Here is a 15,812-nt window from a genome sequence, read left to right as displayed (position 1 = left end):
CAAGGCGAAGATCACAGCATATATTTAATACGTGAGAATTGAAGTTCTTATAAAACGACGACGCCAATTTTTGAAGTTGATCGAGTATTAAGGTTTTTTAACTACTTGTACAGTAGCAGGACGAAGTAGTCTATCTCTAATTTTATATCCTGATTGCATTAAAGTAATAATACTATTCGGTGCATGATCAGGATGTTCTATCTGCGCAATTGCATTATGTAAATTATAGTCGAACATTGATCCTATTTCCGGCTTTATTTCTTCAATATGATGTTTATGAAAGACTTTGTCTAGCTCGTCTTTAGTCATCTGAACGCCTGCAATAATATTTGTGACTTCTACATCAGAATTTGCCGGTTTATGTGCTAATGCTCTTGAAAGATTATCACTAACATTTAGTAGTTCTTTAGCAAATGTAGCAATTGCATAATCTTTTGCTTCGTCACGTGCTTTTTCTAAACGCTTTCTTGTATTGTCTATTTCAGCAGTAGTTCTTATTAGCTTATCTTTTAGCTCTTCAATCTCGGCTTTTAACGCTGTTACCTCCGGATTTGCTGTTTCAACTATCTCTTCAGCAATATCATTTATTGTTTGTTCATTATTTTCTATATTATCGTCTATCATATTATTTACTTTATATTTATGTTCTTTTTTGAAATATATATAGATATAATAAAAATTTTTTCAATGGTATACTCGTTTAATTTGAAAAATTGGCGTTGTTGTTTCGTATTTTTTTATCCTCACGTACTAGTATGTATGCTGCGGTCAAAAAATATGAAATGCCTTACTCTTTTCCAAATTAAACTTTACTATTTATTTTTACTTATGGAGTACAAATTGTATTATGAGACAGTCAGGAAGAAAAAGCAACCAATTACGTCCTATTTCATTAGAATTATCCCCGCTTATTAATGCGGAAGGTTCATGTCTTATTAAAATCGGTAATACACATGTCATGTGTAGTGCTACTTGTGAAACTACCGTACCGCCATTCTTGAGGGGACAAAATCAAGGCTGGATTACTGCCGAGTACGGTATGCTTCCCGGTTCTACATCACAGCGTATTAAAAGAGAAGCGGCACTTGGGAAACAAGGCGGAAGAACGCAAGAGATACAGCGTTTAATAGGTAGGGCGATGCGATGTGTAATTGACGTGAGGAAACTCGGCGAGAGGCAAATTATCATAGATTGTGATGTTATTAATGCTGACGGTGGTACTAGAACTGCAGCAATAACAGGGAGCTATGTAGCATTGCACCTAGCTATTAGGTCCTTGATGAAAAAGAGAGTTTTAAAGGTGAACCCGTTAATTAGTCAAATTGCAGCTATTTCTTGCGGTATATATAAAGGTGAGGCGATACTAGATTTGGATTATTTAGAAGATAGTGATGCGGACGTGGATAGTAATTTTGTGTTTGCAGGTAACGGTAATTTAATCGAAGTACAAGGCACGGCAGAGAAAAATCCTTTTTCCGAAGAGCAGTTTTTAGCAATGTTAAAACTTGCTAAAGGCGGAGCTGCGGAATTATTTAAACTACAAAATCAGGTACTGCTTGGGTCTTAGAAAGTTGCTAAGTGGATCAGTGTTCCCGTCATTGCAAAAAATGCTAATTTATAGCATTTTTTTATTATTGCTCTGGATTGTCGCATCGCTTTGCTCCCCGCAATGACGGTGCATGTATCCACGCAACCAATCTTCCACGAGAAGAACGTATTTATTAAGCGTATGGATTATCATCAAAAGCAATATGTTCACCTGATAATATAATTATCTTATCTCGATTGGTATTATTTATAAATACCTTATGATTAAGATCTGTTACTTTAACACTACTATGTGGTCCTAAGATTAATTCCGCAACATTGCCTAGGCTTTCAAACGTTAACACGCTGATTAGCTCCAATTGTTATTTTATTGGGCGATATATTAATATTTGCTGTTCTACTTTCTTCGGTAAAAGTAATAGTTCTATATTTTGGATCGTTCATATTTTCCTCTTTGAATGAATTTTAAGTTATAAAATCATTACTACAATATGCCATATACTACTTCAATTAAAAATTTTTTAACCTAGCTCTTTACTCAATTTATAATTGCTATCATAGTGTATTTTTTAAATTTAAGCTGCTATGGTATTAAGATTATATTATTGTCGTCTATTATGCCTTATTAGTAGAATTATCCTCTGATCAATATGAGCAATTTGTAAGTAGTACTGTAGAGAATACGGTATTACCGATAATCAAAATATTAGAGTACATTTTTTGTACAAAGAAGATAAATTTTTGAATGAAAAAAACATAAGCACGGATGCTTCTATTTACTATAAATTGAAGCTATTTGAAGATAAAGATTTTGTTATTGCGGCTCAGCCTAAAATTTTAATGAGTAAGAGTAAAAAGCTTAAAGAAGATTTTTTAGGCGAGATATCTTTACTAATGGGAATGTCTAAAAATATCCACCCTGTTATTATTTTTAATCAAAATATATTTAGCTTTGGACATTCAATTAATATTGGTTCTAAGAAGATGTATTATATTTCTACTTGTGAAGGGATTAAATTTAAAAACGGCATAATGCTTACAAGTTTTACAAAATACCATACTTGGCAAAATTACGGCTATGTATATGATAGTTCAGTTTATGAGCAGTTAGGAATTGCAAAGATAATTAATTTTGGTAAAGAGAATAGAAACTTGTTAACTGCTCAAATCGGTCATTTTTGGGATCGTAGTCTTTCAAATTAAGAAATATAAAATATCAGGTATAAATTTTTCAGCATGGTTAGATGTATAAATGAAGATATAATATTACAGATAATCAGAGATAAAAACTTATTAGGTAAAAAACAAGTTAGTAGTTTAAAAGCTATGATCGAAGAAGCAATTATCGATAATGAGATAATGATTGATATATTATATGAAAATAGAATATTGCTGCTAATAAGCAATATTTCTTATATTAAAATTTATAATTATTCTTATATACAAGCCTATGTAGTGAATGGTTATTGTATATATGACGATGTTCATGGTAATACAATAACTGCTATAAATGATCTAAAAATATTGTTTAGTAATAATAATATTTTTAGATCTATAATGCTGATCAAGAAATATTATTTTTATAAATTATTAGAAAAAAATTTCGCCTATTTAACTAGTATCAAAGCAAAATATGCTCTTGAATTTAAAGTCGGACTGATTATTGCTAAGAATATTAAGTATACCAATAAAATAATAATATTTTTCGTCGTGTTTATAGTCACATTGATTTATCTGCCGGTTTTATTTCATGTTGCTAATAATATAAGCTATTGTTTGCAAAATATTTTAAAATCTCTGTTATGTATAAGGGCAGTAAGAGAATCGCCTTCGGTAAGGGTTGTATGGATTGAAAAGCGTATTCGGTGTCATACCGTGGTTTGACCACGGTATCCCGAAAATAATTAAAAATACTAATATTAGTATTTTTAACTGGATCCCGCGATCAAGTCGCGGGATGACAGAGGTGGAATCGCTTCACAAAACAAGTAGTACTAAAAATCATTCGGTGGAATCACAAATTTTTCAAAATGAGGAGAAAGCTTTACCGGTTTATACAGTTTTAGTACCGTTATATAAAGAATTCAGTAAGTTAAGGTCAATAATTAAAAATATTTCATTAATTAATTATCCAAAAGATAAGCTAGGCGTTAAAATTATTATCGAAGATGACGATTATCTAATGATTAAAGAAATAGTGTTATATAATTTACCGTCTTATTTTCATGTTATATCTGTTCCGAAAAGTCTACCAAGAACTAAAAGCCGAAAGCCCTTAATTATGCTCTAGAATATTCACATGGCGAGTATCTAGTAGTATATGATGCTGAAGATAAACCTGAACAGCTACTTAAAGCTCTAGCAATGTTTAAAAACTTACCTCTAGAATATGCTTGTCTTCAAGTTAAGCTTAATTTTTATAATAAAAATGAGAATATTTTAACCTATTCTCAAAAATGTTTAATATAGAATATAGTTTATGGTTTGAATATATCTTGAAAGGATTAAGTTTGCTAAAACTTTCTACACCTCGGGGGTACTAGTAATCATTTTAAAACGGATTATTAAATAAGCTTGGCGGATGGGATTCTTATAATGTAACAGAAGATGCCGAGCTTGGTATAAGAATTTACTCACAGAACTATAAAGTAGCTATTCGTGATTCCTATACTCTAGAAGAGGCTCCGAATAGTTTAGGTAATTGGCTAAATCAAAGATCACATTGGATTCAAGGCTTTTTGCAAACATTTTTGGTATTTAAAGCACAAAAAGATAAATGCCAAAAGTTTACTTTATTGCAAGTAATAACAATTTATATTTTCATCGGCTTATCTACTTATAATTTTTGGAGTTTACCCTTTATAATATTTTCTATTGTTATAAATAAAAATTCTATAATTAATTATTTATGGCTTATTAATAGTATTTTTTCGCTTTTATATCTATATGGTACAGCTCTGTATATAATTAAAAAATTCTTTAAAAAGCGGAAAAGTAAAATTTCAGGATATAGTAGCTTTGAGCTGATGGGCTAGTTATTTTATATTACATACTGTAGCTTCATATAAAGCAGTATTTGAAATAATTTTCTGTCCTTTGAATTTGAAATGGAGTAAAACTAAACACGGCACTAGTTTAGAGGATTTTGAGAAAGAATAGACCTCTAATAAAAAAAATTTTGTTCTTGCCCCTTGAACTAACAAAAATAAAATATATATAGTATGTACATTTAAAGATTTAATAATTGGAGGTTAAAATGTCTTTTAAACCATTACATGATAGAATTGCAATAAAGCCTATCGAACAAGAAGAAAAAACTAAAGGTGGAATTATTATTCCGGATACTGTAAAAGAAAAGCCGATGCAAGGTGAAATAGTAGCCGTAGGTAAGGGTATTCGTAATGAAAAAGGCGAAATTCATCCTTTAGAGCTAAAAGTAGGCGATAAAGTTTTATACGGTAAATGGGCAGGCACCGAAATTGAAATTAAAGGCACAAAACTGATCGTTATGAAAGAAAGCGACGTATTTGGTATTATTAATTAATTATTTGTTTTTAAGGAGAAATTAAATATGGCAACAAAACTTATTAAACACGGCTCAAAAGCTCGTGAGCAAATGTTAGAAGGCATTGATATACTTGCAGATGCAGTAAAAGTTACTTTAGGTCCAAAAGGCAGAAATGTACTTATAGAGCAATCATTCGGTTCACCTAAAATTACAAAAGATGGTGTGACGGTTGCAAAATCGATCGAGTTAAAAGATAAAATTAGAAATGCGGGAGCTCAGCTATTAAAATCAGCTGCTACAAAAGCTGCAGAAGTAGCCGGTGATGGTACTACTACAGCTACGGTACTTGCTAGAGCTTTGGCTCGTGAGGGTAATAAGCTAGTAGCTGCCGGTTATAATCCTATGGATTTAAAGCGTGGTATGGATTTAGCGGTAAACGCAGTAGTAGAAGAAATTAAAAAATCCAGTAAAAAAATCAATAGCCAAGAGGAAATCGCACAAGTCGGTACTATCTCTTCAAACGGTGATAAGGAAATCGGTGAGAAAATTGCTAAGGCAATGGAGGAAGTCGGTAAAGAAGGCGTGATAACCGTTGAAGAAGCAAAGAATTTTAGCTTCGATGTTGAAGTAGTTAAAGGTATGATGTTTGATAGAGGTTATCTATCACCGTATTTTGTAACGAATTCTGAGAAAATGGTTGCTGAGCTTGAAAATCCTTTCATCTTACTATTTGAGAAAAAATTATCAAATTTACAACCGATGTTACCTATACTTGAGGCTGTAGTACAATCACAACGCCCTCTATTAATTATTGCTGAGGATGTTGAGGGCGAAGCTCTTGCAACGCTTGTAGTCAATAGATTACGTGGTGGTTTAAAAGTTGCGGCAGTAAAAGCTCCCGGTTTTGGCGATAGAAGAAAAGCAATGATGGAAGATATTGCTATCCTAACTAAAGGTGAGCTTATTACTGAAGATTTAGGTATGAAGCTTGAAAATGTGAGTATTAAGAGTCTAGGGACAGCAAAAAGAGTAACAATTTCTAAAGAAAATACCGTAATTGTTGACGGTAACGGTGATAAGAAAAATATTGAAGATAGAGTATTACAAATTAAATCTCAAATAGCTGAAACTACTTCTGATTATGATAAAGAAAAACTGCAAGAGCGTTTAGCTAAACTTTCCGGCGGTGTTGCCGTATTAAAGGTTGGCGGTGCTACGGAAGTTGAAGTGAAAGAGCGTAAAGATCGTGTTGAAGATGCACTTGCTGCTACAAGAGCGGCAGTTGAGGAAGGTGTTGTTGCCGGTGGCGGTGTAACATTACTTCATGCATCACAACCTTTAACAAAGCTTAAAGTAGAGAATAAGGATCAACAAGCAGGTATTGAAATAGTAATAGAAGCTTTAAAGGATCCGTTAAAACAGATTGTTGAAAATGCCGGTGAAAACGGTGGCGTAGTAGTTGGTAAATTACTAGAACATAAGGATAAAAATTATGGCTTTAATGCTCAAGATATGCAATATGTCGATATGATTAAAGCAGGAATTATTGATCCAGCTAAAGTAGTGCGTACTGCACTTCAAGATGCTACTTCCGTTGCTTCGTTAATTATTACCACGGAAACTTTAATTGTTGACGAACCTTCTGATAAGGCAGAGCCAATGCCAATGCGTGGCGGTATGGGAGGCATGGGCGGTATGGATTTCTAAGTCTATATCTCTATAAGATAGGTTATGCAATAGATCTAATAAACCCGTTTTGTTGTATTGCTCGTTCCTCTCATTGTAAGGAGGCATTGTTGCATGGACCGCAAAACCTGCTCAATGTCATATCGTGGCTTAACCATGGTATCCAGAAAACAATACTAATAATATTAGCATTTTAAACTGGATCCTGCTACAAGCTCGCAGGATGACAATTGAGAAACTAGTCCACGCAGGCAATGCCTGCTCCGCAATGACGATTTTAACAACGTGCTGTATAACACATTATTAAAAGTCGCAGTAGGACACAATTGATTTATGCAACAAATGGGTTTTAAAGCGATTCTTTGCTAATTTGAAAATAAACTCTTTAAGCAAACTCTTCCTCAAAAAATAAAATATAGAATTTCTTGTAATTATTTCAATATAATGACTGCAAATATTTTTTAATTAATTATAATAGCTCAACCTTTGGTATTGATCCTATGAGACTGTTAACAAAATAATTTTAAAGCTCATTAAATTCTTTTTAACTGCAAATTATAAGATTTTTTTGAAATAGGGATATTTATTACTGTAAAAATCTCTTTAATTATCAATTAAAGTTATTTTGTTAACAGCCTTACATATGATGATCAAAAGGTTTTAAGCGGTTTTACGCTTTAATTATTAAGAATAGATTTCTTGTTGCAGTTATAGGCAAGGTTAATCTATAATGTATATATTCGTTTAATTTAAAAAATTAGTAATAACAGTTTCTAGCTTTTGGTTGGTTAAACTATGCTAACTAAAATTAGTAAGGTTTTAGAAAAATTACTATTCTTATTTTAAAAAAATCTTATAATTTATACAGTTAAGAAAGACTAAAATAAGATAATTTAAATTTTATATATAAAACTTAAAAAATTGGGTTCTAAAAGCTTTAAGTAGATAGTAACGTAAGAATTTAAGCATTGTTGCGTTACTATCTACTTAAAGCTTTTAGGCCTTCCTTTAAGCCGTCTTTTATAAATGAAATTTTAACTTGTTTGCCGTCTGCGGTAATTAGTTCTATATAATTATCGTTTGATAAAATCATGTCTAGATCGTCTTTTGTAATAATAGCTAAAGCCTGACAGCCGTTTACTGTACAATTTACATATTTTCCGGCTGCTATTCGTTTGTCACCGCTATTAATAACTGTACCTGTCGGAATTTGAACATTTGACGGGACTATTTCTATTATTTTTAATTCCTGTTTTTCTTGTTCCCCATTGAAATAACCTATGTGATAAATGGCTAATATTTCCTTTTCTTTATCTTTCTCTAGATTATTAATTTGTTGTGATAAGAAGCAAAGTTGTTTTTTCTCATTATTAAGAGTACAATTTAAAGTCCAAGCTCCGTACTTTTTTGGTGCTGTTGATGCGTTGATGTTTTCTATGCTATACAAAACAAAAGTGCCGGTTATTATGAATAATCCACTAAAAATAAAAGCAATTTTTTTTATACAATCTTTCATATAATTTTTAACCTTTTTAAAATATTTTCTTTTCCTAAAATTTCTGCAATCTCAAATACGCTAGGTGATGCAGTCATACCTGTTATTAAAGCTCTTACCGGTTTCATAATGTCATTCAGCTTTAAGTCGTTTGCTGCTGCTATTTCTTTAAATTTATTCTGTACGGATTCCTTATCAAACTGCTCAAGTTTGCTTAAGTTTTCTATAATTTGTTTGATTAAATTCTTATCGCAATTTTCTATAATTTTTTTTGAATCTTGGCTGTAGATGATAGGCGAATCTACTAGATAAATTTGAGCAAGGCGTGTTAGTTCTAGTAATGTTTCACTTCTAACTAATAAGCTTGGCATTGCTTGTTTGATATAGCCTATTTCCTGCTCACTAATCTTAAACTTCTTCGGCAACTCTACTGCTAGGGGTAATTTGTACGTCAATCCGGTACTCGCATCCTCACGTATGTCTATATACGCTGCGGTGCTGCGTTCCGTGTTTCCTCCAAATTCCTCCCTATAAGGGAGCTTCCGAAGAAGTGTATTATAATTTTGTTCCAATATCTCTACAGTCTTTGAAGTTAAGCTATCATTGTCAAGCATTCTTAAGTAATGAGCGTTAAGGCTATTCATCTTAGCAAAATCAAGCTTAGAAGGTGATTTACCGAGTGAATCAAGATTAAACCAGTCTATAGCCTGAGTCATTGAGATAATTTCATCATCGCCGTGACTCCATCCAAGACGCAGTAAATAATTGCACAAACTTTCCGGTAAATACCCCATATCCTTATAAGCTTCAATGCCTAATGCTCCATGCCTTTTGGATAATTTTGCTCCGTCTGCTCCATGAATTAACGGTATATGAGTCATGCTCGGTACTGCATATCCGAAAGCCTGATAAATAGCGAGTTGTCTTGCTGCATTGGTTAAATGATCGTCACCTCTAATAATATGAGTTATACCCATATCATGATCGTCTACTACAACGGCTAGCATGTAAGTAGCAGTGCCGTCTGCTCTTAATAGTACCATATCGTCTATATGAGAGTTTTCAATTACTACCTTACCTTGTAAAGTGTCATGAATTGTTATGCTACCCTCTCTTGGAGTTTTTAGACGTATTACTGGCTTAATATCAGTAGGATAGATAGATGGATCTTTGTCACGCCACTCGCTATTAAAAATAAAATGCTGTTTATTTTCTAAAGCTTGTTGTCGCTGTCTTTCTATTTCTTCTTGGCGAGTAAAACAATAATATGCTTTACCGTTTTGCAGTAATTTTAGTGCAGCTTTTTTGTAAAGATTATTACGTTTAGACTGGAATATAACCTCACCGTTCCAATCAAGCCCTAGCCATTTTAGACCTGAGAATATAGCTTCTACCGCTTCTTTAGTTGACCTTTCTTTATCAGTGTCTTCAATGCGAAGCAAGAACTTACCGTTATGATGCCTTGCGAACAAATAATTAAAAAGGGCGGTTCTTGCCGAACCTATATGTAAAAACCCCGTTGGTGACGGAGCAAATCTCGTAATTACGTTATTATTCATTTATTATCTTTTTTAAATATATACTAAGAACTGTGTCATACCGTGGCTTGCCACGGTATCCAGAAAACAACTAAACATACTAATAATATTAGTATGTTTAACTGGATCCCGCTATCAAGTTGGCTGTGTTGCATGGATCAGTTTTTGCGTCATTGCGAGGAAAGTGCATAGCAATTGACGAAGCAATCCAGTAAAAAATGCTAAAAATTAGCATTTTTTTATTATTTTTCTGAATTGCTACGCTCCTTACAGTCGCTCGCAATGACGATTCGGTATTCATGCAACAAGGCTGATCAAGTTAGCTAGGATAACACATACTCTTTCTCCCCAAACACATAAAATAATTTACGTCTATATCATCGCTTAATTTCCACTCATTTTTAGCCGGATCATATACCAAGCCTTTCAGCTCTTTAATTTCAATTTTGGTATCCGTAAGCATTTCGTAAATTTCCAACGGTTTTAGGAATTTGCTATAATCATGAGTGTTTTTTGGTACCCAACCTAAAATATATTCGGCAACTATTATTCCAAGTATATAAGCTTTTTTAGTACGGTTAATCGTAGAAATTATTGCCATACCGTTTGGCTTAATATGCTTCACCAAATTTAGTATAAATTGCTGTACGTTTTCTACGTGTTCAATAACCTCAAGACAAATTACCACATCATATAGCTTGTCACTTTCTAATTCTTCTATAGTAGATTGTAAATAATTTATTTTTACGCCGTTTTCCTTAGCATAAGCAGTTGCCGTTTCAATATTACTTTGCAGTGCATCAATGGCTGTAACGTTAAAACCTTGAGCCGCTAAAGGCGTTGCAATTAACCCTCCACCGCAACCGACGTCTAATATTTCTAATTTAGAAATATCGTTAGACATCTTTTCAAACTCTACTTCTAGAGGTAATTTGTGCGTCAATCTGCTGCTTGCATCCTCACGTACCAAAGCGTACGCTGCGGTGCTGTGCTGCATGTTTCCTACCAATTCCTCTCTATAAGCGAGTTTGGAAAGGTGTCTATTGTAATGCGTAGTTATTTTCTCTATTATATATTCAAGGCGAATAGGGTTTATTCGGTGTAAGATACCGAATTCTCCGTCCTTATTCCACCAATTATGAGAAATTTTCTCAAATTTTTCTAATTCTTTTTTATCGATTGAAGACATAGCCTATGATTCTTTCCAATGTCATCCCGTGGCTTGACCACGGGCTCTATAAGTACAGCCTAAGAACTTTAGTGGATCCCGTGGTCAAGCCACGGGATAACAAGAGGCCATACAACAAACATATATAATATACTCAGATGACTTTAATAATACTAGCCTTAATTTTAATTAGCTGCATATTTGCCCCGCTTGGCTGCATTGCCCTATGGAAGAGATATATTTATTTTGGTGACGGGCTTGCTCATAGTAGTTTTTTAGTGGCTAGTATAAGTATTATAGCACATGTTCCATTAATATATTCAGGCATAATAGTTGCAATTCTTTTTTCGTTTTTTGTGTTTATTTTTAAAAATAATTCTGAAAAAAACGCAGTTATTAATTTGATTTCTAGCTTTATGCTAGCTGTTGCTTTAGTTATTAATTATTTTACTTCTTTGCAGAATAATATAGTGAATTTGTTGTTTGGGGATATTTTATCCGTATCTTTTAATGATTTGATGATACTTGCAATAGTGCTAATAACTATTATAGGCTTTATAGTATATTTTTATAATCAAATTCTTCTTATTATTATCAATAGAGATATTGCCGTCATAAAAGGCTTAAAGGTTAATATTATTGAGCTAATATTTTTACTTCTTCTCTCATTATCGGTATTTTCTGCTATAAAGATTGTCGGAGTACTTATGGTAACTGCTATTTTACTTATTCCTGCAATGATTGCACGGTTTGTAGCATATAGTCCCTCCCAGATGATTATAATATCAATTCTTATATCTTTATTTATTAATTTTTGTGCTGCATTTAGCTCTTTCTACTTTGATTTACCTTTAACTCCATTGTTTATTATATTAGGTACGTTTATTTATGGTTTGTTGTATTTAAAGCGGTTATTATGAACCAAAATGCATTTACTGAATATGTCAAAGAATTGTTAGAACCATATGGTTCAGTAGTCGTTTGTGTAATGTTTGGTGGATATGGTATATATAAGGGTGGTGTGATGATAGGAATTATTAAGAGCAATGAATTATATTTTAAGTCAGACCTAAGCACTTATGAATATTTTCAATCTTTCGGTTCTGAGTCATTTGTATATTAAAGTAAAGGTAAACTTGTAACTCTATCATATTGGAAGGTGTTACCTGAAATTATGGAGGATCAGGAGTTATTAGGTAAGTGGTTTAAATTAGTTTTGAATGCTGCTATTAATAGTCAAAAGAAAAAATAAATGTCGTCCCGTGGTTTGACCAGCGTTGTTGTGTGTGGCGTTTTTTTCCGTCATTGCGAGAAGACGCCATAGGCGTCGACAAAGAAATCTCAGGCACGATTCCTGAGATTTCCACGCTCCTTGCAGTCGCAATGACGTTAAAATCTATCCACGTTTTTCATAATCTCAAGATAATCAATTTTGCCGTTTGTAAGTAGAGGTATTTCTGAATCGGTAATAATTACTTTCGGTAAATGTAGTAAAGGAATTTGAGCTTTAGATACAGCATCTGCAAAGTTCTCTCTATTTATATTGGAACCGGTAGTAAGTAAAATAATCTTGTCTTCGTGCGTTTTATCGGGAATAGAAATAGCAGCGTGCAAGGAATCAGGATCAATTTCGCTTGCAAGTTCTTCAATTTTTGTAAGAGATATCATTTCCCCTGCTATTTTAGCAAAGTGTTTTAAACGTCCTAGAGTTGTTATATATCCTTCAGAATCGATTTTGACTATATCGCCTGTGTCGTACCATTCTTTATAAGTACGGTGACCTTCTAAGTCCAAGTAACCAAGCATGATGTTAGGACCCTTAATGAATAAACGTCCCCCTTCATTTATTCCCTCTACTTTCTCAAGCTTATAATCAATTTTCGGTAATAATCTTCCTACCGTGCCTGCTTTATTATGCATAGGGGTATTGCAAGCTATAATAGGTGAGGCTTCTGTAATCCCATATCCTTCAAAAATACGTATGCCATACTTATTAAGCCAAAATTGTCGTGTAGATTCTTTTAATTTCTCGCTACCGGCAAATATATAGCGTAATGAGTAAAAATCATATGGATGAGCGTAATTAGCATAACCGTTTAAAAAAGTATCGGTAGAAATTAATATAGTTGCTCCAATATCGTATATAACTTCAGGAATGCTACGATAATTTAGTGGAGAAGGATATAGAAACAGCTTAATACCGTTTAAAGTTGTAATAATTGCACCACTAAAACCAAAACAATGAAATAGCGGTAGCGCATTAAATACTATATCTTCAGGGCTAAAGGGTACTTTAGCAGTTATTTGATATCTATTAGTTTGTAAATTTCTGTGAGATAATAATACGGCTTTAGGTTCACCTTCAGTACCCGAAGTAAAAATTATCACTGCCGGTTTTTCGTCATCACGATTACGACAAAAATAATTGTAATAAGTTTGGGCACAATAACTTCCTATTTTTGCTTTTAGTTTTAGGGCTGTACCAATCTGATTTTTAAAATCTTCTAAATATATTATTTTAATACCGAAATCTAATAAGTTAGTTATTAATTCATGTAAATTTGCTTTCTCAATAAATTGTTTTGAAGTGTAAACTACTTTAATTTGTGCAAGTTTACAGGAGTTAATAATAGTACTTATGCCGCTGCTCCAGTTAATTATAGCAGGAACATAACCGCTAGATTGCATAGCGTAAAAAGTAATTAACGTATTCGTGGTATTAGGCAACATTAAGCCTAAATTTCTGCCAAAGATATTATTCTTTTTGATTAAATCACCTAGGATAAAAGATTTTAATATTAAATCTCGATAAGTAACCGCATTATTTTCAAAATCATCAACTATTTTTTTCTTAAATCCATGAATTTTAGCAGCTTCTATAAGAGATGAGAATACAGTATTTTGATAGTCTGAACTTTCAAACATCATGTCAGCCATGATATCATAAAGAGTCCTAGATATATAACTGCGTCGTTCTTGATTGCTTGTAGCATCGATATTAGCGAATTTTACCGGCGGTAAAACGGTTATAGTAATTTTAGGAAATATTTTTCTTTTTAATATGTTTTTTAATTTTGATAAATGAGTAAATTGAGTACCGTCTATTCTAACCGGTAAGACGGTAGCACCGGCTTTATCGGCGATCATTCCCGGTCCTTCGTATATTTTCATTAAAGAGCCGGTAACGCTTATTCTACCTTCAGGGAAAATTGCTACTTTCTGATCCTTTTGTACTTCTTTTACTAAAGTCTTTATTGCCATTGGGTTACTTGGATCAACCGGCAAAGTTCTTGCCATACGTAAAAACGGTTTAATCCACCATATTTTTTGTATATCGGGACTAATTGCAAAAGTCATTTCTTCTCGTAAGTAAGTAGCAATTAGCGGCGGATCTAGATATGAAATATGGTTAGCAACCACTACTACTTTTTTACCTGCTTTTTGAAAATTTTCAAATCCTTTAACTTCAACATTATACATAAGATCAAAACAGATTTGGAATATTCTTCGCAATAGCTTAAATGGAATAATTTTAACTTCAGGTATTAAACGGTAAATATGTATAGTAACGATTATATTAGCTAGGCTAATAAATAATATAATCCAGGGTATAGTGAAATTTAGGTAAAATAATAAAGATAGAATTATTGTGGATCCCACCATGAAAATGGAATTGATAAGATTGTTAACGGCAATAATTCGACTACGATGAGCAGGGTTTGCGTAATGCTGTAATATCGCAAAAAGCGGAACGATATATAATCCGCCTATTGCCGCTAAGAACAATAAATCTATAACTATGCGCCAATTATGTCTTTTCGATAAAAATACTAAAATACTTTTTAGCTGAGTAGGTTCGTAGTTAACTGAGCTAATTCTACTTGCAAAGAATAAATCAATACCGAAAATACTAATGCCTAGGGCTGAAATAAATAGATATTTAACGGTAATCTCATCTTCAAATATTTTGCTACATAAAAACGAACCGACCCCAACACCAAGCGAGAAAACCGCTAAAAATAAATTAGCAACATTCTCATCAGCTTTAAAAGTTATCTTAGCAAGTAAAGGTATTTGAGAAATTATAGCAGCTCCGATAAACCAAAACCATGAAATACCAAGTATAGCTAAATATATCTGTTTTTTTGCTTTGGCATATTTAATCATATTTATGCTTTCATCTATAATATTAAAATTTAGTTTAATATCACGATTTACGTTTTTAGATTTTGGGGAACAAAGGCTTGTAATAAAGCCAAGAAAAGCGATGGTAATTAAGGAATAAATTATAAAATTATTGCTGATTGTATAATAGCTGCCGATTATAGTACCGATAAAAATACCGATAAAAGTTCCGGCTTCAACAAAGCCGTTAGCTCCAAGTAGTTCGTCTTTATTTAGGTGATCAGGTAATACGCTATATTTGATTGGACCGAAAAAAGTAGAATGTATACCCATTAAGCAAATAGAACAAAACAGGATTAACAAATTATTATGATGAAATCCGTAAATTGCAAAGGCAATTATACCGATTTCACAAATCTTAATAATTTTAATAAGATTTGCACGCTCGTATTTATCGGCAATTTGTCCTGCTATGCTTGCGAATATTATAAAAGGTAATACAAAAGTAGCATTAGCAATTAAAACAAGTAGATTATTATATTTACTTAAAGCTCCTGAAATACCATAAGTTATAAGGATTACCAGAGCATTTTTTAATATATTATCATTAAGACAACCGCATAACTGCACTATAAAATTCGGTAAAAATCGTCTATCTTTGAAAAGATATAATTTGTTTGTGTCCATGATATAAAATATTTTAAATGCTAATTTTATTGGGTGACTCTTATGTCATTCCCGTGA

General features: G+C 32.6%; 15 protein-coding genes. 9 read left to right on the top strand and 6 right to left on the bottom strand.

Features of this window, described 5'->3' with window-relative positions; all coding sequences use genetic code 11:
* Positions 1-87: 87 nt before the first annotated feature.
* The gene (grpE, locus tag RAF_RS04950) at positions 88-624 is read right to left on the bottom strand and encodes a nucleotide exchange factor GrpE (RefSeq protein WP_010977570.1); all 537 of its coding nucleotides are present in this window, start codon (positions 622-624) and stop codon (positions 88-90) included.
* 223 nt (positions 625-847) lie between these two features.
* On the opposite strand from grpE, the gene rph reads away from it, so the two are divergent.
* The gene (gene rph / locus RAF_RS04945) at positions 848-1,567 is read left to right on the top strand and encodes a ribonuclease PH (RefSeq protein WP_010977568.1); all 720 of its coding nucleotides are present in this window, start codon (positions 848-850) and stop codon (positions 1,565-1,567) included.
* Positions 1,568-1,721: 154 nt separating this feature from the next.
* Here the strand turns inward: rph and RAF_RS10025 are convergent, their stop codons facing one another.
* Complete coding sequence (locus tag RAF_RS10025; RefSeq protein ID WP_234943877.1) at positions 1,722-1,892, bottom strand: hypothetical protein; 171 nt, start codon at positions 1,890-1,892, stop codon at positions 1,722-1,724.
* A gap of 376 nt (positions 1,893-2,268) precedes the next feature.
* Between RAF_RS10025 and RAF_RS04935 the strand changes: the two genes are divergently transcribed.
* From RAF_RS04935 to groL, 6 genes are all read left to right on the top strand, one after another.
* The gene (locus RAF_RS04935; RefSeq protein ID WP_012719908.1) at positions 2,269-2,751 is read left to right on the top strand and encodes a hypothetical protein; all 483 of its coding nucleotides are present in this window, start codon (positions 2,269-2,271) and stop codon (positions 2,749-2,751) included.
* A gap of 33 nt (positions 2,752-2,784) precedes the next feature.
* The gene (locus tag RAF_RS10020) at positions 2,785-3,432 is read left to right on the top strand and encodes a hypothetical protein (protein ID WP_041471917.1); all 648 of its coding nucleotides are present in this window, start codon (positions 2,785-2,787) and stop codon (positions 3,430-3,432) included.
* Positions 3,398-3,838, top strand: coding sequence for a hypothetical protein (locus RAF_RS10015; RefSeq protein WP_231282942.1), 441 nt, complete (start codon positions 3,398-3,400; stop codon positions 3,836-3,838). Before RAF_RS10020 ends, RAF_RS10015 begins: the two co-directional genes overlap by 35 nt.
* Positions 3,839-4,169: 331 nt before the next feature.
* Complete coding sequence (locus RAF_RS10010; protein ID WP_234943944.1) at positions 4,170-4,583, top strand: glycosyltransferase; 414 nt, start codon at positions 4,170-4,172, stop codon at positions 4,581-4,583.
* 221 nt (positions 4,584-4,804) lie between these two features.
* Entirely contained in the window at positions 4,805-5,092 is a 288-nt protein-coding gene (locus tag RAF_RS04915) for a co-chaperone GroES (protein WP_041471916.1), read from the top strand.
* Between the two features lie 27 nt (positions 5,093-5,119).
* Positions 5,120-6,763, top strand: coding sequence for a chaperonin GroEL (gene groL, locus RAF_RS04910; RefSeq protein ID WP_012719906.1), 1,644 nt, complete (start codon positions 5,120-5,122; stop codon positions 6,761-6,763).
* Positions 6,764-7,721: 958 nt separating this feature from the next.
* On the opposite strand, the gene RAF_RS04905 is transcribed toward groL, so the two are convergent.
* From RAF_RS04905 to ubiG, 3 genes are all read right to left on the bottom strand, one after another.
* On the bottom strand, positions 7,722-8,258 hold the full coding sequence (locus tag RAF_RS04905; RefSeq protein ID WP_012719905.1) for an invasion associated locus B family protein: 537 nt from the start codon (positions 8,256-8,258) through the stop codon (positions 7,722-7,724).
* Complete coding sequence (gene gltX / locus RAF_RS04900) at positions 8,255-9,796, bottom strand: glutamate--tRNA ligase (protein ID WP_012719904.1); 1,542 nt, start codon at positions 9,794-9,796, stop codon at positions 8,255-8,257. Before gltX ends, RAF_RS04905 begins: the two co-directional genes overlap by 4 nt.
* A gap of 298 nt (positions 9,797-10,094) precedes the next feature.
* Positions 10,095-10,964, bottom strand: a complete 870-nt coding sequence (gene ubiG, locus RAF_RS04895) for a bifunctional 2-polyprenyl-6-hydroxyphenol methylase/3-demethylubiquinol 3-O-methyltransferase UbiG (RefSeq protein ID WP_012719903.1) — start codon at positions 10,962-10,964, stop codon at positions 10,095-10,097.
* Between the two features lie 137 nt (positions 10,965-11,101).
* Between ubiG and RAF_RS04890 the strand changes: the two genes are divergently transcribed.
* Complete coding sequence (locus RAF_RS04890; RefSeq protein WP_004997884.1) at positions 11,102-11,863, top strand: metal ABC transporter permease; 762 nt, start codon at positions 11,102-11,104, stop codon at positions 11,861-11,863.
* Complete coding sequence (locus RAF_RS04885) at positions 11,860-12,066, top strand: TfoX/Sxy family protein (protein ID WP_012719902.1); 207 nt, start codon at positions 11,860-11,862, stop codon at positions 12,064-12,066. The genes RAF_RS04890 and RAF_RS04885 overlap by 4 nt, the downstream gene beginning before the upstream one ends.
* Before the next feature lie 266 nt (positions 12,067-12,332).
* On the opposite strand, the gene RAF_RS04880 is transcribed toward RAF_RS04885, so the two are convergent.
* Positions 12,333-15,755 (bottom strand): acyl-[ACP]--phospholipid O-acyltransferase, encoded by a 3,423-nt coding sequence (locus tag RAF_RS04880; RefSeq protein WP_012719901.1) that lies wholly within the window; start codon positions 15,753-15,755, stop codon positions 12,333-12,335.
* Between the last annotated feature and the right edge of the window lie 57 nt (positions 15,756-15,812).

Origin of the sequence: Rickettsia africae ESF-5 (genome assembly GCF_000023005.1) — a bacterium.
Lineage (GTDB): Bacteria > Pseudomonadota > Alphaproteobacteria > Rickettsiales > Rickettsiaceae > Rickettsia > Rickettsia rickettsii.
Note: the sequence above shows the minus strand (reverse complement) of the source record. Positions and strands in the feature narration are given on the sequence as shown.